At 59.9% G+C, this 18,538-nt stretch carries 19 protein-coding genes and 1 pseudogene; 11 read left to right on the top strand and 9 right to left on the bottom strand.

The features are described 5' to 3' along the window. Positions 1–3: 3 nt before the first annotated feature. Together HU718_RS02970 and HU718_RS02965 are read right to left on the bottom strand one after the other, a co-directional pair. Positions 4–426, bottom strand: coding sequence for a phasin family protein (locus HU718_RS02970; RefSeq protein WP_122599416.1), 423 nt, complete (start codon positions 424–426; stop codon positions 4–6). 248 nt (positions 427–674) lie between these two features. Continuing rightward, the gene (locus tag HU718_RS02965; protein ID WP_077570393.1) at positions 675–950 is read right to left on the bottom strand and encodes a polyhydroxyalkanoic acid system family protein; all 276 of its coding nucleotides are present in this window, start codon (positions 948–950) and stop codon (positions 675–677) included. Between the two features lie 166 nt (positions 951–1,116). Here HU718_RS02965 and ubiE point away from each other — a divergent pair, with 166 nt between their 5' ends. The 11 genes and pseudogenes from ubiE to HU718_RS29950 all read left to right on the top strand — a co-directional run bounded on the left by ubiE (position 1,117) and on the right by HU718_RS29950 (position 9,345). After that, the gene (ubiE, locus tag HU718_RS02960; RefSeq protein WP_008080626.1) at positions 1,117–1,887 is read left to right on the top strand and encodes a bifunctional demethylmenaquinone methyltransferase/2-methoxy-6-polyprenyl-1,4-benzoquinol methylase UbiE; all 771 of its coding nucleotides are present in this window, start codon (positions 1,117–1,119) and stop codon (positions 1,885–1,887) included. Next, positions 1,887–2,510: a ubiquinone biosynthesis accessory factor UbiJ gene (locus tag HU718_RS02955; RefSeq protein WP_007909360.1), complete on the top strand. Its 624-nt coding sequence runs from the start codon at positions 1,887–1,889 to the stop codon at positions 2,508–2,510. Before ubiE ends, HU718_RS02955 begins: the two co-directional genes overlap by 1 nt. After that, complete coding sequence (gene ubiB, locus HU718_RS02950; protein ID WP_186613006.1) at positions 2,507–4,111, top strand: ubiquinone biosynthesis regulatory protein kinase UbiB; 1,605 nt, start codon at positions 2,507–2,509, stop codon at positions 4,109–4,111. Before HU718_RS02955 ends, ubiB begins: the two co-directional genes overlap by 4 nt. A gap of 120 nt (positions 4,112–4,231) precedes the next feature. Next, complete coding sequence (gene hisI / locus HU718_RS02945; RefSeq protein ID WP_186613008.1) at positions 4,232–4,633, top strand: phosphoribosyl-AMP cyclohydrolase; 402 nt, start codon at positions 4,232–4,234, stop codon at positions 4,631–4,633. Then, entirely contained in the window at positions 4,626–4,958 is a 333-nt protein-coding gene (locus tag HU718_RS02940) for a phosphoribosyl-ATP diphosphatase (protein WP_186613010.1), read from the top strand. The genes hisI and HU718_RS02940 overlap by 8 nt, the downstream gene beginning before the upstream one ends. A gap of 25 nt (positions 4,959–4,983) precedes the next feature. Next, a complete protein-coding gene (locus tag HU718_RS02935; protein WP_003220847.1) occupies positions 4,984–5,265 on the top strand; it encodes a twin-arginine translocase TatA/TatE family subunit in 282 nt (93 codons plus the stop codon). A 10-nt stretch (positions 5,266–5,275) separates the two neighbouring features. After that, on the top strand, positions 5,276–5,731 hold the full coding sequence (gene tatB, locus HU718_RS02930) for a Sec-independent protein translocase protein TatB (protein WP_102899531.1): 456 nt from the start codon (positions 5,276–5,278) through the stop codon (positions 5,729–5,731). Next, positions 5,728–6,519: a twin-arginine translocase subunit TatC gene (gene tatC / locus HU718_RS02925; protein ID WP_007909342.1), complete on the top strand. Its 792-nt coding sequence runs from the start codon at positions 5,728–5,730 to the stop codon at positions 6,517–6,519. The genes tatB and tatC overlap by 4 nt, the downstream gene beginning before the upstream one ends. Further along, positions 6,516–7,223 carry a 16S rRNA (uracil(1498)-N(3))-methyltransferase gene (locus HU718_RS02920; RefSeq protein ID WP_186613011.1) on the top strand — a complete coding sequence of 236 codons (708 nt, stop codon included), beginning with the start codon at positions 6,516–6,518 and terminating at the stop codon, positions 7,221–7,223. Before tatC ends, HU718_RS02920 begins: the two co-directional genes overlap by 4 nt. A gap of 205 nt (positions 7,224–7,428) precedes the next feature. Next, a pseudogene (locus HU718_RS29955) lies at positions 7,429–8,490 on the top strand (methyl-accepting chemotaxis protein); the annotation flags it as partial. After that, positions 8,473–9,345, top strand: coding sequence for a methyl-accepting chemotaxis protein (locus tag HU718_RS29950; protein ID WP_435038515.1), 873 nt, complete (start codon positions 8,473–8,475; stop codon positions 9,343–9,345). The pseudogene HU718_RS29955 and the gene HU718_RS29950, both read left to right, overlap by 18 nt. Positions 9,346–9,477: 132 nt before the next feature. Here HU718_RS29950 and HU718_RS02910 read toward each other — a convergent pair whose 3' ends face one another. The 7 genes from HU718_RS02910 to pip form a co-directional block, all read right to left on the bottom strand. After that, positions 9,478–10,212: an amino acid ABC transporter ATP-binding protein gene (locus tag HU718_RS02910; RefSeq protein ID WP_110719494.1), complete on the bottom strand. Its 735-nt coding sequence runs from the start codon at positions 10,210–10,212 to the stop codon at positions 9,478–9,480. Continuing rightward, a complete protein-coding gene (locus HU718_RS02905) occupies positions 10,205–11,164 on the bottom strand; it encodes an amino acid ABC transporter permease (RefSeq protein ID WP_186613016.1) in 960 nt (319 codons plus the stop codon). Before HU718_RS02905 ends, HU718_RS02910 begins: the two co-directional genes overlap by 8 nt. A 130-nt stretch (positions 11,165–11,294) precedes the next feature. After that, complete coding sequence (locus tag HU718_RS02900) at positions 11,295–12,092, bottom strand: transporter substrate-binding domain-containing protein (protein ID WP_034152980.1); 798 nt, start codon at positions 12,090–12,092, stop codon at positions 11,295–11,297. 376 nt (positions 12,093–12,468) lie between these two features. After that, positions 12,469–15,039, bottom strand: coding sequence for a glucans biosynthesis glucosyltransferase MdoH (gene mdoH, locus HU718_RS02895; protein WP_102899536.1), 2,571 nt, complete (start codon positions 15,037–15,039; stop codon positions 12,469–12,471). Beyond that, the gene (locus HU718_RS02890; RefSeq protein WP_186613018.1) at positions 15,032–16,846 is read right to left on the bottom strand and encodes a glucan biosynthesis protein G; all 1,815 of its coding nucleotides are present in this window, start codon (positions 16,844–16,846) and stop codon (positions 15,032–15,034) included. Before HU718_RS02890 ends, mdoH begins: the two co-directional genes overlap by 8 nt. 274 nt (positions 16,847–17,120) lie before the next feature. Next, positions 17,121–17,558: a D-aminoacyl-tRNA deacylase gene (gene dtd / locus HU718_RS02885; RefSeq protein WP_095120743.1), complete on the bottom strand. Its 438-nt coding sequence runs from the start codon at positions 17,556–17,558 to the stop codon at positions 17,121–17,123. Then, positions 17,555–18,526, bottom strand: coding sequence for a prolyl aminopeptidase (gene pip / locus HU718_RS02880; RefSeq protein ID WP_008080611.1), 972 nt, complete (start codon positions 18,524–18,526; stop codon positions 17,555–17,557). Before pip ends, dtd begins: the two co-directional genes overlap by 4 nt. Positions 18,527–18,538 lie beyond the last annotated feature (12 nt).

Raw genomic sequence — 18,538 nt, 5'->3', positions numbered from 1 at the left:
TCCTTAAGATTTACGCGCGACGCGTTCGAGCAATGCCGTCAGCTCATCGAGCTTAGCAGAGAGTGTCTCAACGTCATGTTTAGACGGAATGCCGATACGATTCAAGGCGCTTGCTACGCGGGTGTCGAAAGCTTTCTCGACCTTGTCGAGTTGAACTTCGACACGACCTTTGAAAGAACTCACTTCGCTCTTGGCTTCATCGATCTCGGCGTTGGCCGCTTCGAGTTTTTCGGTGACGGCTTTTTTGCCTTTCTTTTCAACAGTTTGACCAGCCTTAATCAACTCTTGAAAGTAATCGCTGCCCTCTTGGCCGACCTTGGCGTAGGCACCCAGGCCTGCCAGCCAGATCTTGCGGGCATAGGATTTGACGTCGCTCAGAGCAGAAGTCGAAGCGTCGATTTTTTTCTTCAAAATTACTTTGGCCATGGTGCACCTCACGCGCAGAAGGTTTGAGGAACTGCCCGCGAAAGTGTCGGGCTCAGGCACAAAGTAGGCAGAAAAATTAGAAACGGCACCCTAACAACTGACATGAACCTCTGGCCGTACACAAAACAAATGTGGGAGCGAGCCTGCTCGCGAAAACGGTGTATCAGTCAATATTTGAGTCGACTGACGCACCGCTTTCGCGAGCAGGCTCGCTCCCACAGGGGATCTCGGTTTACCGAAAATCGCGATCAGACCAGGGCTTTATCGAGGGCTTTTTCGATCTCGGCTTTGATCATGCCGCTCATGGCCGACATCATGATGCCCAGTTCCACGTCGACCTTGATCGAATCGTCCGCCACATGCACCGCACCTTTCACGCCCGAGCGCTTGAGGTTCAGGGTGTCGCCGGACCATTGCGGCTCCAGGCCATATTGCTCGGAGAGTTTCTGCGCCAGCTTGTCGGCCTTCTCGCGGGCGGCTTCCTTACCCAGATTGTGGGCACGCTCAACAGTGATTTTGGCCATTGATTGACTCCTGCTTTTTGAATGGGGCGAAAAAGATGTGTCGGTAAATCTTGACCGCCGCTGCGGCAAATCGTCCCGAGGGTTGCCCATCTTACCTTTAGCCATTCCAAGACAAAGCATGGCTTGGGGATTAGAATGTCGCGCATTCTCTTTTGGTGACAGCGATATGACTGATCAGCGCAAAGGCAGCGATGCCGAACCCACCACTCACTTCGGCTTCAAAAACGTTCCGGAAAGCCAGAAAGCGGAAAAAGTCGCTGAGGTTTTCCACTCGGTAGCCGCCAAGTACGACCTGATGAATGACCTTCTGTCGGGCGGCATGCACCGTCTGTGGAAGCGTTTCGCGATCGAATTGTCGGGCGTGCGCAGCGGTAACCGCGTGCTCGACATCGCCGGCGGTACCGGTGACCTGACCAAAAAGTTCTCGCACCTGGTCGGCCCGACCGGTCAGGTCGTTTTGGCCGACATCAACGAATCGATGCTCAAGGTCGGTCGTGACCGCCTGCTGGATCTGGGTGTCGCCGGCAACGTCGAATTCGTTCAGGCAGACGCAGAAAAACTGCCGTTCCCGGACAACCATTTCGATTGCGTGACCATCGCCTTCGGCCTGCGCAACGTGACGCATAAAGAAGACGCCCTGCGTTCGATGCTGCGCGTGCTCAAGCCCGGCGGACGCCTGCTGGTGCTGGAATTCTCCAAGCCGACCAACGCGCTGATGTCGAAAGCCTACGACGCCTACTCGTTCGCCTTCATGCCACTGATGGGCAAGCTGATCACCAACGACTCGGAAAGCTATCGCTACCTGGCCGAATCGATCCGCATGCACCCGAATCAGGAAACCCTGAAGTCGATGATGGTCGACGCCGGTTTTGACCGCGTGACCTATCACAACATGACCGCAGGCATCGTCGCCCTGCACCGTGGCATCAAGCCCTGATGTTGCTCACCGGGCTGCTCGCCAGCGTTGAACTCGGCCTCAACCGGGTGCTGCGTCTCGACAGCACGGCGTTGCCGCGGCTGGCGCATTTGACTGGCAAGGTGATTGCCGTCGACTGCCGCAGCCCGGCGCTGCAACTGTTCATCCTGCCGAGCGACGAAGGTCTGATGCTGGCCTCGCACTGGGAAACCGGCGTCGACTGCACCCTGCGTGCGCCGGCCTCGAGCCTGATCAAACTGGCCGTGAGCAAAGACAAGACCGCGGTGTTGCACGCCCCGGAAGTCGAGCTCGATGGCGACAGCGGCGTGCTGCTGGAGCTGGCGGGTGTCCTGCAAGACCTTGAGCTGGACTGGGAGTACGAACTCTCGCGCTGGCTCGGCCCGGTCGCCACGCAACTGGTCGGTGGCCATCTGCGCAGCCGCGCACGCTGGTATCAACAAGGATTTGCCAGCCTCAACCAGAACCTCGCCGAATACCTCGCCGAAGAATCGCGCACCCTTGTCGGGCAGCGCGAAGCCGAAGCGCGGTTCAGCGAACTGGACCGGATCAAACTTGATCTGGAACGTCTCGAGGCGCGTTTCGAGCGCCTTTCCCGATCCCTCGACCCAAGCGATAACGCATGAAGCTGCTCGCCGTCCGCCGTCTGTTGCGCATCCAGTCTGTCGTGATCCGCTACCGCCTCGATGACCTGCTGTTCGATCTGCCGCTGCCCTGGTTTCTCCTGGCGCTGCGCTATGTGCTGCCGTGGCGCTGGTTCCCGCGCAAGCCGCTGGACCTGAGCCGGGGCGCACGTTTGCGTCTGGCGTTGCAGGATCTCGGGCCGATTTTCATCAAGTTCGGGCAAATCCTTTCGACCCGCCGCGATCTGCTGCCGGAAGACATCGCCGATGAGCTGATGCGCTTGCAGGACCGCGTGCCGCCGTTCGATTCGCAGCTGTCGATCAAGCTGATCGAAGAACAGCTGGGCAAGAAAATCAGCGACGTGTTCAGCCGTTTCGACGTCGAACCGCTGGCTTCGGCCTCGGTGGCGCAGGTGCATGCCGCGCAGCTGAAAACCGGCGAAGAAGTGGTGGTCAAGGTGATCCGGCCGGGCCTGAAGCCGATCATCGCGCAGGATCTGGCGTGGCTGTTCATCCTCGCCCGCGCCGCTGAAAAACTCTCTGCCGACGCACGTCTGCTGCACCCGGTCGACGTGGTCCAGGACTACGAAAAAACCATCTACGACGAATTGGATCTGCTGCGCGAAGCGGCCAACGCCAGCCAGTTGAAGCGTAACTTCGAAGGTTCGCCGCTGCTCTACGTGCCGCAAGTCTATTGGGACTGGTGCCGGCCGAAAGTGCTGGTGATGGAGCGTATCTACGGCATTCAGGTCACCGATCTGGCAACCCTCGCCGACCAGCGCACCGACATGAAAATGCTTGCCGAACGCGGTGTGGAGATCTTCTTCACCCAAGTGTTCCGCGACAGTTTCTTCCACGCCGACATGCACCCGGGCAACATCTTCGTCAGCACCGTCAATCCGTGGAGCCCGCAGTACATCGCGATCGACTGCGGCATCGTCGGCAGCCTGACCCCGGAAGACCAGGATTATCTGGCGCGCAACCTGTTCGCCTTCTTCAAGCGTGACTACCGTCGCGTGGCGCAGTTGCATATCGATTCTGGCTGGGTGCCGGCGGAAACCAAACTCAACGAATTCGAAGCGGCGATACGTACGGTATGCGAACCGATCTTCGAAAAACCGTTAAAAGATATTTCATTTGGCCAGGTGCTGATGCGCCTGTTCCAGACCGCGCGGCGCTTCAACATGGAAGTGCAGCCGCAACTGGTGCTGCTGCAAAAGACCCTGCTGAACATCGAAGGTCTTGGCCGTCAGCTGTATCCGGAGCTGGATCTGTGGAACACCGCGCAGCCGTTTCTGGAGCGCTGGATGCGCGAGCGCGTCAGCCCGAAAGCCTTGCTGGGCAATGTGCAGAGCCAGTTGGAGCAACTGCCGCACCTGGCGAATATGGCCCGTGATCTGCTCGAGCGCATGTCCCAGCCGCACGCCTACGACCCGCCTCCGCCATGGCATAAACGCAAGGACGGCTGGTTCCTGCGCTTGCTCGGTTGCGCGCATCTGGCCGGCGGGGTGATCCTTGCCATCGGTGGCCCGCTGCACGAATTGGGGCATTGGCCGGCGGGAATCATGGTGGCCGTGGGCTTGTATCTGGTCGTTCGCCGATAGCACGAATCAGCTGCAAGTTATAAGCTGCGAGCTGCAAGCCTGACGATACTGGAACACCGCAATCTGCTTTTACTTGCAGCTTGAAGCTCAAAGCTTGTAGCTGCGTTTCGGGAATTGAAGATGAAAAACTGGCTGGACGAGATCAAGTGGGACGCTGATGGCCTGGTGCCGGCGATTGCCCAGGATCACAAGACCGGACGCGTGCTAATGATGGCCTGGATGAACCGCGAAGCGCTCGAACTGACCGCTGCGGAAAACCGTGCAATCTACTGGTCACGTTCCCGTGGCAAGCTGTGGCGCAAGGGCGAAGAGTCCGGCCATGTGCAGACCCTGCATGAAATGCGTCTGGACTGTGACGCCGACGTGATCATCCTGATGGTTGAACAGATCGGCGACATCGCTTGCCATACCGGCCGTCAAAGCTGCTTTTATCGTGTCTTCGAAAACGGCGACTGGAAGATAGTCGACCCGGTTCTGAAAGACCCGCACGCTATCTATTCCGCAGGACACAAACATGAGTGAAACCCTGACCCGCCTCGCTCAGGTACTTGAAGAGCGCAAAGGCGCAGCCGCCGACAGCTCCTATGTGGCCAGTCTGTATCACAAGGGTTTGAACAAGATTCTGGAGAAAGTCGGCGAAGAGTCGGTCGAAACCATTATTGCCGCCAAGGACGCCGCGATCAGCGGCGACTGCAGCGACGTGATCTACGAGACCGCCGACCTGTGGTTCCACAGCATGGTCATGCTCGCCCAACTGGGGCAGCATCCGCAGGCCGTGCTGGATGAACTGGACCGTCGCTTCGGCCTGTCCGGACACGTCGAGAAAGCCTCGCGTCCGTCCGTCTGAACAATTTTTAGAGAGGAACAGCAACATGGGCATTTTTGACTGGAAACACTGGATCGTCATCCTGGTTGTCGTGGTGCTGGTGTTCGGCACCAAGAAACTGAAAAACCTCGGCACCGACGTTGGCGAGTCGATCAAGGGCTTTCGCAAAGCCATGAACGACGATGAAAAACCGGCTGCCGATCCAACCGTGACGCCTGCGCAGCCGGTGCCACCGGTGCAGCCGCAAGCCACCGCTCAGGCCAACCCGCCGCACACCATCGACGTGCAGGCGCAAAAAGTCGAAGAGCCGATCCGCAAAGACGTGTGAGCACTGACTAATGTTTGGTATCAGCTTCTCTGAACTGCTGCTCGTCGGCCTCGTGGCCCTGCTGGTGCTGGGCCCCGAGCGTCTGCCGGGCGCTGCGCGCACTGCTGGCCTGTGGGTCGGTCGGCTGAAGCGCAGCTTCAACGCGATCAAACAGGAAGTTGAACGTGAAATCGGTGCCGACGAGATCCGTCGGCAACTGCACAACGAGCACATTCTGTCGCTGGAGCAGGAGGCGCGGAAGATTTTCAGCCCGGTTCAACAGGAACCGACGCCGGTTGAGCATGTGGGTCAGCAGACGATTCATGCGCCCGCTGCACCTGCTCCGACACCTGCACCTGCTGCCGTTGTAGCGCCGACAGAAACCGTGCCCGCTACTGCAGAAACTTCGGTTGAACATGTATCTCCAACCGCCGCGCCGATCACACCTGCGCCTCACGACACCACTTTGCCGCCGCGAGCCCCATGAGCGATCTCCCCGAAAACGACCAGCACATGCCGCTGGTTTCGCACCTCACCGAGTTGCGCACCCGTCTGCTGCGTTGTGTGGCGGCGATCTTCATCATCTTCGCCGGGCTGTTCGCCTTCACCCAGCAGATCTACACCTTCGTCTCGACGCCGCTGCGCCAGTACCTGCCGGTCGGTGCGACGATGATCGCCACCGACGTGTCGTCGCCGTTCCTGACGCCGCTGAAGCTGACGATGATGGTCTCGCTGTTTCTTGCGATTCCGGTGATCCTGCATCAGATCTGGGGCTTTATCGCGCCAGGCCTGTACAAGCATGAGAAACGCATCGCGGTGCCGCTGCTGGTGTCGAGCATTCTGCTGTTCTATACCGGCATGGCGTTCGCCTATTACTTCGTGTTCCCGCTGATCTTCAAATTCTTCGCCGCGGCCACCCCGGCCGGCGTGGAAATGATGACCGACATCGCCAGTTACCTCGATTTCGTCATGACGCTGTTCTTCGCCTTCGGCGTGGCGTTCGAAATCCCGGTGGCCGTGGTGCTGCTGGTGTGGATCGGCGTGGTCGACGTCGCCTACCTGAAGAAAATCCGTCCGTACGTGATCATCGGCTGCTTCGTGGTCGGCATGATCCTGACGCCGCCGGACATCTTCTCGCAGACCCTGCTGGCCGTGCCGATGTGGATGCTGTTCGAAATCGGCATCCTGTTCGGTGGCCTGATCAGCAAGCGCGAACGCCCGGACGAGAACCCGGCCGACGACCACAACGACCAGCCGCCAGCGACCCAGGCATGAACCTGCTGTTGCTCGAAGAGGCCGATTTCATTGCGGCCGACCGCGTGGTGCTGCGTGATCGCCGCCTGACCCATATGCAGGAAGTTCACCGTTCGGAAGTCGGTGACAGCCTGCGCGTCGGGCGCATCAACGGGCTGATGGGTTCGGCTGAGTTGCTGCGACTGGAAACAGGCGAAGCTGAGCTGCGCGTCACTCTCGATCAGCCGCCACCGGCCAAACTGCCGCTGACTCTCGTGCTGGCGCTGCCGCGGCCGAAAATGCTCCGCCGAGTGTTTCAGACCGTGGCGACCATGGGCGTGTCCAAGGTGATTCTGGTCAACAGCTATCGGGTCGAAAAAAGCTTCTGGCAGACACCGTTTCTTGAGCCTGAGGCGATTCGCGAAAACTTGATCCTCGGCCTCGAACAAGCCCGCGATACCGTGCTGCCGGAGATCATCATCGAGAAGCGCTTCAAGCCGTTTGTTGAAGATCGGCTGCCGGCGATTACCGAAGGCACCCTCGGTCTGGTCGGCCATCCCGGCAACTACCCGCCGTGCCCGCGCGCGCTCAGCGAACCGGTGACACTGGCCATCGGCCCTGAAGGCGGCTGGATCCCCTACGAAATCGATCTGCTGGCCAAGTCCGGCCTGCAACCGGTGCAACTGGGCGAACGCATCCTGCGCGTCGAAACCGCCGTCACCGCCCTGCTCGCCCGGCTCTTCTAACCCAACACCAATCCCCTGTAGGAGCTGCCGCAGGCTGCGATCTTTTGATGTTGTTTTTTAGAAGCAAGATCAAAAGATCGCAGCCTTCGGCAGCTCCCTACATTGATACCGTGCAGGGCCGGCGGATAAATGGTGTTACAGATTGCCATCATTCGGCCGATACCTTCTCCATAAGTCCAATTAGTGGTCCGAAGGGAGTGGTCGCATGTACCGTTGGTTAGCCGAGAGTCTTGGAAACGTCAGCGTCAAACGCAAGCTGGGAATCGGTTTCGGCCTGGTGCTGTTGCTGACACTGTTGATCACCTTCACCGGCTGGACCGGCATGAGCGGCATCATCAGCCGCGGTGACAAACTCGGGTTTATCTCCAGCCTTAACGAGCTGACCAAGGACCTGCGCCTCGCGCGCATGGACTACGACATGCGTCGCGGCGAGCAGGGGCCGGGCACGGCCAACGAATTCCTGAGCAAACTCGAAAGCGGTCTGCAATCGGCACGCGGCATGATCGAGCAGCCGTCCGATGTGGCGATGGTCGATCAACAATTGGCTGCCGTGGCCGAATACAAGCGTGCCTTCGGTGAAATGACACAGGCCACCGTGCAGCGTGAAGACGCACGCAGCAAACTAGGCGCCAATGCCGACAATGCCGTGTCCAAGGTCGGCGAGGTCGAGAGCGCACTGCTACAAGGCGACAGCGTCGCGCAATACAACGCGGTGATCGAACTGAGCAAACTGCTGCAGCAAGCGCGCTATCAGGTGCGCGGTTACACCTACAGCGGCAAGGCCGATGCCGAGCAACCAGCCCTGACCGCCATCGACAATGCCCTGAAAAACCTCGAAAGCCTGCCGTCCCGCGTCCCAGATCAGCATATCGCCAACCTGCAGCAAGCCACCGACTCGCTTAAGGCTTACCGTGCAGCCGTGGCTCAATTCCGTGATTCTCAAGTAAAAAACGCTGCAGCACTGGCCAACATGTCTGCTCAGGGCGACATTTTGATCGCCGTCAGCAAGAAACTGACTGAATCGCAGACTGTGGTTCGCGACACTGACGCCGCACGCGCCAAAAACCTGTTGCTGATCGCCACCGCACTGGCCGTAGCCTTCGGCCTGCTGGCCGCTTGGGCGATCACTCGCCAGATCATCATCCCGCTGAACCAGACCTTGAAAGTGGCCGAGCGCGTAGCCGCCGGCGACCTGACCCACAACCTGGTTTCCCTGCGTCGTGACGAATTGGGCCAACTGCAACGCTCGATGCAGAGCATGACCCAAGGCCTGCGTGAACTGGTGGGCGGGATCAGCGATGGCGTCACCCAGATCGCCAGCGCCGCTGAAGAACTGTCGGCCGTGACCGAGCAGACCAGCGCCGGGGTCAACAATCAGAAAATCGAGACCGATCAGGTCGCCACGGCCATGAACGAAATGGCCGCCACCGTGCAGGAAGTCGCGCGTAACGCCGAAGAGGCTTCCGAAGCCGCCGTCGCTGCTGACCAACAGGCCCGCGAAGGCGACAAAGTCGTCGGCGAAGCGATTGCGCAGATCGAGCGTCTGGCGGTTGAGGTTGGTCATTCCACTGAAGCCATGGGCGAATTGAAGCGCGAAAGCGACAAGATCGGCAGCGTCCTCGACGTGATCAAATCCGTGGCCCAGCAAACCAATCTGCTGGCCCTAAACGCGGCCATCGAAGCGGCGCGTGCCGGTGAAGCCGGGCGTGGGTTTGCCGTGGTTGCCGATGAAGTGCGCAGCCTCGCCCAGCGCACGCAGAAGTCCACCGAAGAGATCGAAGAGCTGATCGTCGGGCTGCAAAACGGCACTCAGCAAGTGGCAACGATCATGGACAACAGCCGCACCCTCACCGACAGCAGCGTTGAGCTGACCCGCCGCGCGGGCGGTTCGCTGGAAAGCATCACTCGTACCGTGTCGGCGATTCAGGCGATGAACCAGCAGATTGCGGCGGCGGCCGAGCAGCAGAGCGCGGTGGCGGAAGAGATCAACCGTAGCGTGCTGAATGTGCGGGATGTGTCGGATCAGACCTCGGCGGCGAGTGAAGAGACCGCGGCTTCCAGCGTTGAGCTGGCGCGCCTTGGCAACCACCTGCAGATGCTGGTGGGCCGATTCAAGGTTTGAAGTGATTCATCGGCCTCGGTTCGCTCTGGACCGAGGTGATGCCATTCGCGAGCAGGCTCGCTCCCACATTGGACAACTCGATCAACTGTGGGAGCGAGCCTGCTCGCGAAGGCGTCCTGAGAGATGCTGAAATTACAGGACCTGACGCAAGAAGGCCTGCGCGCGCGGATCCTTCGGCGCATCGAAGAACTCCGCCGGTGCGGCATCTTCCAGCAACTTGCCGTGATCGAAAAACAACACCCGATCCGCCACTTCCCGGGCAAAGCCCATCTCGTGGGTCACGCAGACCATGGTCATGCCTTCCACGGCCAGGTTCTTCATCACGTCCAGCACCTCACCGACCATTTCCGGGTCGAGCGCCGAGGTCGGTTCATCGAACAGCATGACCTTCGGCTCCATCGCCAGCGCCCGGGCAATCGCCACCCGTTGCTGTTGTCCGCCGGAAAGGCGCGATGGAAACTCGTTGGCCTTCTGCGCAATCCCGACCTTTTTCAGCAACTCCATCGCCTTGGCTTCGCGCTCTTGCTTGCCGCGCTTGCGCACGACTTTCTGCGCCAGACAGAGGTTTTCCAGCACGGTCATGTGCGGGAACAGGTTGAAATGCTGGAACACCATGCCGACTTCGCGGCGGTAGGCGTTGACGTCGGTTTTCGGGTCGGCCAGTTGCAGGCCGTCAATGCTCACCGAGCCGGAATCGAATTCTTCCAGGCCATTGAGGCAGCGCAGGAAGGTCGACTTGCCGGAACCCGACGGGCCGATCACCACCAGCACTTCGCCCTTGGCCACCGTGGTGCTGACGTTATCCACCGCGCGCACCACTTGCCCACGGGTGTCGAAGACTTTTACCAGATCGCGGACTTCAATCACTTTGCGCGAGCCTCCGCTCAAGCCGGCTGGCGATTTTCGACAGCGGCAGGTTGATCAACAGGTACAGGCCGGCAACGCAGAACAGAATCTCGAACGGCGAGAACGAGGTGGTGATGACTTCACGGCCGCTTTTCAGCAGCTCGGTGATGGCGATCACCGACACCAGCGAGGTGTCCTTGACCAGACTGATGAACTGCCCGGCCAGCGGCGGCAGCACGCGTTTGAACGCTTGCGGCAGCACCACGTGACGCATCGATTGACCGGCACTCAGACCGAGCGAACGCGCCGCTTCGTTCTGGCCACGGGCAATCGATTGCACGCCGGAACGGATGATCTCGGCCACGTAGGCGCCAGTGAACAGCGACAGCGCGGCGATCCCGGCGAATTCGCGGGACAGGTTCATCACCGTGCCGATGAAGAAGTAGAAAATGAAGATCTGCACCAGCAGCGGCGTGCCGCGCACCAGTTCGACATAGATTGTCGACAGGTCGCGCAGGGTCGGGTTGTTCGACAGCCGGCACAGGCCAGTGACCAGACCGATCAGCAAACCGAGTACACCAGAGACAACTGACAGCCAAAGCGTTGTCCAAAGGCCCCACAACAGCGGTCCTGCCGCCCAATGGCGAGTGACGCCCACGACGTCGCCTTCGGCCACATCGTCGCCCTGAGCGAATTGCAGGCTGTTCTCGTCGACGGTCAGGTGCTGCTCGTCACCGGTGTCATTACGCAGGGTGACTTGCGCGCTGCTGCCCTTGCGCACAAGTTCGGTGACAGTGGAGATGTCGGTGGCACGCTGGGTTTCTTCGGCCTGATAGGCGAAGTACTGCGGCACGCGGTTCCAGCGCCATTCGTAGGACATCAGCGACGTGGCGTAATACAACGCACCGGCCAGGCCGACCAGCACCAGCACGGTGAGGACGTGCCAGGGCCATTGGGCTTTTTTCTGTTTCATTGCAGGTTCCGGAATTGGTGTTGCTTTCAAGGCCCTCTTCGCGAGCAGGCTCGCTCCCACATTTGAAATGCATTCCAATGTGGGAGCGAGCCTGCTCGCGAAAGGGGCGACGCGGTCTGGCAGACCAGCGTTATTCCATGTCCTTGAGCCACTCGGTGCTCTTGAACCACTTGTCATGGATGCGATCGTAGGTGCCGTCTTCGTGGATCTGGTGCAGGAAGTTGTTGATGAAGTTGAGGCTGTCGTAGTCACCCTTCTTCAGACCAAACGCCAAAGGCTCGTAGGTGAACGGTTTGTCGAGGAACACCAGTTTGCCGGCGCCGACCTTGGTCACCGCAACGACGTTGTACGGGGCGTCATAGATAAAGGCGTCAGCCTTGCCGTTGACCACGTCAAGCACGGCTTCCTGCTCGTTGTCGTAGCCGTGGTACTTGGCTTTGGAGATCAGCTTCTTGGCGACCATTTCGCCGGTGGTGCCGAGCTTGGAGGTGATGCGGTAGTCGGCTGTGTTCAGGTCTTTGTAGGACTTGATGGTGCCTTCCAGTTCCTTGCGGATCAGCAGGGTCTGGCCGACCACGATGAACGGTTCGCTGAAGTTCAGGCGCAGGTTGCGTTCCTGAGTCAGGGTCATGCCGCTGCCGATCATGTCGAACTTGTCGGTCATCAGCGCCGGGATGATGCCGTCGTAACCGGTGGAAACCAGCTCCAGCTTGACGCCCATGGCCTTGGACATGGCCTTGAGGATGTCGACTTCAAAGCCGATGATTTCGCCGCGTTTGTTGGTCATTTCGAACGGCATGTAGGTCGGATCCATACCGACTTTCAGCGTGCCGCGCTTGACCGCGTCATCGATTGCGCCGGCCTGCGCCGCATTGACTGCAACCAGTGCCGTGACACCGACCAGCAGCATCGACAGATACTTCTTCATCTTCAAGTCCCCAAAACCATTGCGTTTGCGGCGCGAAAACCAACAGTGACGGGCAAAAAAGCCCGGGTGCGCCAATTCGGGGACGGATGCTAACGCACTCGTTTTTTTGCACAAGGTTTAATGGACGATTTGTTTAACAATCAAGAGCTGACCCTCACCCCAGCCCTCTCCCGGAGGGAGAGGGGGCCGATCGGGGGATGCTTCAGGGGTACGCCGACCTGAAGCGGATTTGCCGAATCCATAATCGACTCGATGCTTCAGGTCGACGGATAGCGCCAGACACCTCGGTCAGTCCCCTCTCCCTCTGGGAGAGGGCTAGGGTGAGGGGCTTTTCGGCGCCATAAAAAAACCCCGCTGAATCAGCGGGGTTTTCTGATCAGGCCGGTTGCGCCTGCAAGCTCACCGGTCGCAACGGCAGCAACGGCGCATGCGGATCGGCTTTCACCGAAGCCCGCCAGGCATCCAGCCACTCAGCGAGACCTTCAGCCCAAACCTGCTCATGCAGACGCGCCAGCGCCACAGGGTCGCTCAGCAGTTGCAGACGATCATGGTTGTTCAGCCCGGCCGGGCCAACCTTGATCGCGTGACGCACTCGTTCCTGACGCAGCCACTCGATCGGCTCGGCCTGACCGTGACGCGAGGTCGCCAGCGAGCACGCCAGAGCGTTCTGCTGAGGATCGACCACCGCGCGGACGAAGCCGTCGTTGAGGGCGTGGTAACGGTTTTCGTGGGTGTACTGATCGGTCGCCAGCAGCGCCTGTGGCGGATTGTATTCCTCAGGAATGAGGAACAGGCTCTCGTCACGGGACTTCAGGCCCAGACCGACACGGCTGGAAATCACCGACACCGGGATCGACAGCATCAGCGAACCGACGATCGGCACCAGCCACCAGAGGAAGCTCGGGTTCAGCCAGATCACCAGCAGCGCCCAGCAGAAACCCAGCAGGGTCTGCGGACCGTGGCGTTTGACCGCTTCGCTCCATGGCGTCGAGTCGTCGTCACGCTGCGGGGAATTCCAGGTCGCCGCCCAGCCGAGGAACGCGGCGAGGACGAAACGCGTGTGGAAAATCATCCGCACCGGCGCCAGCAGCATGGAGAACAGCATCTCCAGCAACATCGACAGGGTCACCTTGAACTTGCCGCCGAACTCTTTCGCGCCCTTGGCCCAGATCAGGATGATGCTCAACAGTTTCGGCAGGAACAGCAGCACGATGGTCGTCGAGAACAGCGCGATCGCCTTGTCCGGGTGCCATTGTGGCCACAGCGGATAGAGCTGGCGCGGTTCAAGGAAGTACTGCGGCTCCATGAGCGTGTTAACCGCCAGCAGCGCGGTCGACAACACCAGGAAGAAGAACCACAACGGCGCCGACAGGTACGACATCACGCCGGTGAGGAACACCGCGCGGTGCACCGGGTGCATGCCTTTGACCAGGAACAGACGGAAGTTCATCAGGTTGCCGTGGCACCAGCGACGGTCACGCTTGAGTTCGTCGAGCAGGTTCGGCGGCAGTTCTTCGTAGCTGCCCGGCAAGTCGTAGGCAATCCACACGCCCCAACCGGCACGGCGCATCAACGCCGCTTCAACGAAGTCGTGGGACAGAATCGCACCCGAGAACGCGCCTTTACCCGGCAACGGCGCCAAGGCGCAGTGGTCGATAAACGGCTTCATGCGGATGATCGCGTTGTGACCCCAGTAGTGGGATTCACCCAACTGCCAGAAGTGCAGACCGGCGGTAAACAGCGGGCCGTAAACACGGGTCGCAAACTGCTGCATGCGTGCATACAGGGTGTCCATGCCCGACGCACGCGGCGCGGTCTGGATGATCCCGGCGTCCGGCGTGGCTTCCATCAAGCGCACCAGACTGGTCAGGCACTCGCCGCTCATCACCGAGTCGGCGTCGAGAACGACCATGTATTTATAGTCACCGCCCCAGCGACGGCAGAAGTCGTCGAGGTTGCCGCTCTTGCGCTTCACGCGACGGCGGCGGCGGCGATAGAAGATCTTGCCGAAGCCTTTGGCTTCGCGGCAGACATCCAGCCAGGCCTGTTGCTCGGCCACGCAGATGTCGGTGTCGTTACTGTCACTGAGGACGAAGAAGTCGAAACGGTCCAGATCACCGGTGGCAGCCACCGATTCGAACGTCGCGCGCAGACCGGCGAACACGCGCGGTACGTCTTCGTTGCAGATCGGCATGACCAACGCGGTACGCGCGTCTTTGGCAATCGGCTCGTTGCCGGCGCTTTTGCCGGAGATACGGTATTTATCGTGACCGGTGAGCAACTCGAGGAAGCCCATCAACGCCGTCCAGAAACCGGCCGACACCCAGCAGAACAGAATCCCGAACAGAATCAGGATGCTGGTTTGCAGCGCATACGGCAGCACTTGCGTGGCGGTTTGCAGCAGCGGTTGATGCAGAACTTCTTCGAGATCAACGAACGACCAGCCCTGGTACGGCATGATGCCTTTCATGTACCAGCCGGCAACGATGGTCTGGCCAAGCATCAGCAGCAACAGAATGTAGCGACGGATCGAACCGACGGTGCGCCAGCGCGCGGCCGGCAGGACGTTTTCGTCTTTCGGCGGTTGTGGCGGGTTGGTGCGGCCGGTCATACGGCGCCAGCCACGCACCAGAATATTGGTGCGCCACGGCTCCGGCACGACCTTGGTCCGACGGATCGGCGGCGTTGCCTTCATGCTGACGCGACCGCTGGCGTCGAGCACCAGCATCTCCGCGTCTTCCAGCTCTTCGGCGGTGCTCAGGGTCAGGCGCTTGCCCACCGAAGCCTGGGCGGCCTCGGCAGGAGCGTCGAACGTTGAAGACGACAGGCGTTCATGCAGCTCGCTGAACGACTGGCAGCCCGCGAGTTCCGCGCGCTGCTCGTCGGTCATCGGCAGATGCGCCAGATACTCGGACAGAGTCTCTGGCTGTACTTGAGAGTTACTCATCGGCAGGCAACTGATAGCTCCAGGTCTCGGTCAGGACTTCTTCAGTCGGTGCCGATTCCGGTGTGGCTGGGGCCGCGTCCGCAGCAACTGGCTGCTTGGCGTCTTTGTTGGCCTTGTCCTTGGCATCTGCAGCTGGCTTGGCGTCGGCCTGTTTGGCCTCGGCGGCTTTGGCTTCCTTGTCGATTTTCTCTTGTTGCTTGGCGGCAACCTTGTCGGCCTTGGCAACGGACGAGTTGGACGCCGGTACCGAAGACTTGGCCAGATCAGCCGTGACGATTGGCTGCACCAGGGCGGCACGCATCTCGGTCGACTTGCTCGCGTCCTTGATTTTCATCCGCAGGGTCAAGCGCCAGCCCTTGGTTTCCGGGTTGTAGCGCACGCTGTTCTCAACCAGTTCGGCGTTGTCGCCGACACTGACCTGACTGCGCACGTCGGCATCCGGTGCCAGGGCGGCCAGCGATGGACCTTCGAAGTCGACCAGATAAGCAACGCTGCCATCCGGCTGACGGATCAGGTTCGATTGCTTGACGTCACCGGTCGAACGCAGAGTCTGCGAAACCCAAGCGCTGTCCGGCGCATGAATCGCCGCTTCGTCCATGGTCCAGTGCATGCGGTAAGCGAAGTCCAGCGGCTGACCCGGCTCCGGCATTTTTTCCGGGCTCCAGAACGCAACGATGTTGTCGTTGGTTTCGTCGGCGGTCGGAATTTCTACCAGATCAACGGTGCCTTTGCCCCACTCACCCTTCGGCTCGATCCAAGCGCTTGGGCGCTTGTCGTAGCGATCGTCGAGGTCTTCGTAGTGGCTGAAGTCGCGGCCACGTTGCAGCAAACCGAAACCACGCGGGTTCTCGATGCTGAAGTTGCTCACGGCCAGGTGTTTCGGGTTGTTCAACGGGCGCCAGATCCACTCACCGTTACCGGCATGGATCGACAGACCGCTGGAGTCGTGCAGTTCACGACGGTAGTTGAGGACTTTCGACGGCTGGTTGGCGCCGAACAGGAACATGCTGGTCAGCGGTGCGATGCCCAGTTTGCCGACCTTGTCACGCAGGAACATCTGCGCTTTGACGTCGACAATGGTGTCGCTGCCCGGACGCAGGATCAGACGGTAGGCACCAGTAGCACGCGGCGAATCGAGCAGAGCGAAGATCACCAGGTGCTTGTCGCCCGGCTTCGGCTGTTGAATCCAGAACTCGCGGAAACGCGGGAATTCTTCGCCCGACGGCAGCGCGGTATCAATCGCCAGACCACGCGCCGAGAGGCCGTAGGTGTGGCCCTTGCCGACAACGCGGAAGTAACTCGCGCCGAGCATGGTCATGATTTCGTCTTGCTTGTCGGCCTTGTTGATCGGGTACAGCACACGGAAACCGGCGTAGCCCAGTTGTTCGGTGGCTTTCGGATCGAATTTCAGGTCGCCGAAATCGAAGCGTGTCGGATCGTATTTGATCTCTTCGACGGTGTTCGCGGTGATTTCGTTGATTTTCACCGGCGTATCGAAGTGCATACCCTGGTGATAGAAGGAAAGTTTGAACGGGGTCTTCTGATCAGCCCACTCAGCCTTTTCGGTGAGGAAGCGGATTTTCTGATAGTCCGCGAACTTCATGTCGCGGAACTCGTTCGGCAGATTGCTGCGCGGGGCTTCGAACTTCTGCCCGGCCAGTTCTTTAGCTTTCGCCGATACATCGTCAAGATTGAACGCCCAAAGCTGGCCGGCGCTGAGCAGGCACAGGAGCGCCGAGCCCGCTACCAGAGCACTTCGCACGCGTTTGGCAGACAATTTTGCTGCATTACAGGGACTAACAATCACGAGCAACCCTCGCCGAAAACAGATCAAAAAACCAACGGCCAGCTATCTATATGCCAGGTTGGCGAGCATTGTTCCGACTCCGCTGGGGCAAAATGATTCCCCAATCGGATCCGGACAAGTCTCTACCTAAGTGAAAATGGATCAGCGAACGCTGATCCCAGTGCGCGCGATTATCTAGTAGCCCGCATGACAACGCATCAGGGGTAACAAAGTATTTATCGCGAAAACACCCTAAAAACAGTCGAAATTTCCCAAAAAGGTGTTTCAAGCGCATTCAGGTCTGTAACAAAAAGGTAACCGGGCCATCGTTGACCAAATGCACCTGCATATCGGCGCCGAATCTACCTGATGCCACAGTGCCATGCACCTGTTTCGCACTGCTCAATAGATAGTCGAACAATTCCTCGCCCAAGGCTGGAGGCGCGGCCGTCGAAAAGCTCGGGCGCAACCCGCTTTTGGTGTCGGCCGCGAGGGTGAACTGCGAGACCAGCAGCAACCCGCCACCGACATCGGCGAGGGACAAGTTCATCTTGCCCTCCGCATCACTGAATACCCGATAGTTAAGCAGCTTATGCAGAAGTTTGTCGGCGCTGGCACGCGTGTCGTCGGGTTCCACCGCTACCAGCACCAACAATCCATGATCAACAGCGCCAACCACCTCACCCGAGACTTCGACTCTTGCTGCGCTTACGCGCTGTAAAAGCCCTTTCATGCTTCTTCGGGCGGCAGGTCGAGCAGGCGCCGCGCCATGTTGCCCGCCGCACGCACCAGTGCATCGGTGATGCCCGGTTCAGAGGCCGCGTGGCCGGCATCACGGATCACCTGCAGTTCGCTGTTCGGCCACGCTTGATGCAACTCCCAGGCATTGTCGAGCGGGCAGATCACGTCGTAGCGACCGTGAATGATTACGCCGGGCAAATGGGCGATCTTGCCCATGTCGCGAATCAACTGGTTCGGCTCCAGGAAGGCGTTGTTGGTGAAGTAGTGGCATTCGATCCGCGCGATCGACAGTGCACGCTGCGGCTCGGAGAAGCGATCGACCACCAGCGGGTTCGGCCGCAGGGTCGCGGTGCGCCCTTCCCAGGTCGACCAGGCTTTGGCCGCGTGCATCTGGGCGATCTGGTCGTTGCCGGTCAGGCGTTTGTGGAAAGCGCTGAGCAGGTCGTCGCGCTCGTCCAGTGGGATCGGTGCGATGTAATCCTGCCAGTAATCGGGGAACAGACGGCTGGCACCCGCCTGATAGAACCACTCGATTTCCTGCGGACGGCAGAGAAAGATCCCGCGCAGGATCAGACCGTGAACGCGCTCAGGGTGGGTTTGCGCATAAGCCAGCGCCAAGGTCGAACCCCACGAACCGCCGAACAGCACCCATTTGTCGATGCCCAAATGTTTGCGGATGCGCTCAAGGTCGGCGACCAGATCCCAGGTAGTGTTGTTCTCGAGGCTGGCATGCGGCGTGGAGCGCCCGCAGCCGCGCTGATCGAAGGTGACAATGCGATACAGGTTCGGATCGAAATAGCGACGGCTCTGCGCGTCGCAACCGGCGCCGGGGCCGCCGTGGATGAACACAACCGGCAAACCCTCCGGTGAACCGCTTTCGTCGACGTACAGCGTATGGGTGTCATCGACAGCCAGATCGTGCCGGGCGTGAGGTTTGATCTGCGGAAACAAAGTCTGCATTGCGCGCTCCGT

It is taken from the genome of Pseudomonas tensinigenes (genome assembly GCF_014268445.2).
Taxonomy (GTDB): Bacteria; Pseudomonadota; Gammaproteobacteria; order Pseudomonadales; family Pseudomonadaceae; genus Aquipseudomonas; species Aquipseudomonas tensinigenes.
This window is presented reverse-complemented; position numbering and strand designations above follow the sequence as displayed.

What these genes read in the sequence shown, in the direction of transcription:
- dtd (WP_095120743.1), bottom strand. Translation starts at nt 17,558, where the DNA reads ATGAAAGGGCTTTTACAGCGCGTAAGCGCAGCAAGAGTCGAAGTCTCG.
- HU718_RS02920 (WP_186613011.1), top strand. Translation starts at nt 6,516, where the DNA reads ATGAACCTGCTGTTGCTCGAAGAGGCCGATTTCATTGCGGCCGACCGC.
- HU718_RS02940 (WP_186613010.1), top strand. Translation starts at nt 4,626, where the DNA reads ATGAGTGAAACCCTGACCCGCCTCGCTCAGGTACTTGAAGAGCGCAAA.
- hisI (WP_186613008.1), top strand. Translation starts at nt 4,232, where the DNA reads ATGAAAAACTGGCTGGACGAGATCAAGTGGGACGCTGATGGCCTGGTG.
- ubiE (WP_008080626.1), top strand. Translation starts at nt 1,117, where the DNA reads ATGACTGATCAGCGCAAAGGCAGCGATGCCGAACCCACCACTCACTTC.
- HU718_RS02970 (WP_122599416.1), bottom strand. Translation starts at nt 426, where the DNA reads ATGGCCAAAGTAATTTTGAAGAAAAAAATCGACGCTTCGACTTCTGCT.
- tatB (WP_102899531.1), top strand. Translation starts at nt 5,276, where the DNA reads ATGTTTGGTATCAGCTTCTCTGAACTGCTGCTCGTCGGCCTCGTGGCC.
- tatC (WP_007909342.1), top strand. Translation starts at nt 5,728, where the DNA reads ATGAGCGATCTCCCCGAAAACGACCAGCACATGCCGCTGGTTTCGCAC.
- pip (WP_008080611.1), bottom strand. Translation starts at nt 18,526, where the DNA reads ATGCAGACTTTGTTTCCGCAGATCAAACCTCACGCCCGGCACGATCTG.
- mdoH (WP_102899536.1), bottom strand. Translation starts at nt 15,039, where the DNA reads ATGAGTAACTCTCAAGTACAGCCAGAGACTCTGTCCGAGTATCTGGCG.
- HU718_RS29950 (WP_435038515.1), top strand. Translation starts at nt 8,473, where the DNA reads ATGCAGAGCATGACCCAAGGCCTGCGTGAACTGGTGGGCGGGATCAGC.
- HU718_RS02900 (WP_034152980.1), bottom strand. Translation starts at nt 12,092, where the DNA reads ATGAAGAAGTATCTGTCGATGCTGCTGGTCGGTGTCACGGCACTGGTT.
- HU718_RS02935 (WP_003220847.1), top strand. Translation starts at nt 4,984, where the DNA reads ATGGGCATTTTTGACTGGAAACACTGGATCGTCATCCTGGTTGTCGTG.
- HU718_RS02905 (WP_186613016.1), bottom strand. Translation starts at nt 11,164, where the DNA reads ATGAAACAGAAAAAAGCCCAATGGCCCTGGCACGTCCTCACCGTGCTG.
- ubiB (WP_186613006.1), top strand. Translation starts at nt 2,507, where the DNA reads ATGAAGCTGCTCGCCGTCCGCCGTCTGTTGCGCATCCAGTCTGTCGTG.
- HU718_RS02955 (WP_007909360.1), top strand. Translation starts at nt 1,887, where the DNA reads ATGTTGCTCACCGGGCTGCTCGCCAGCGTTGAACTCGGCCTCAACCGG.
- HU718_RS02965 (WP_077570393.1), bottom strand. Translation starts at nt 950, where the DNA reads ATGGCCAAAATCACTGTTGAGCGTGCCCACAATCTGGGTAAGGAAGCC.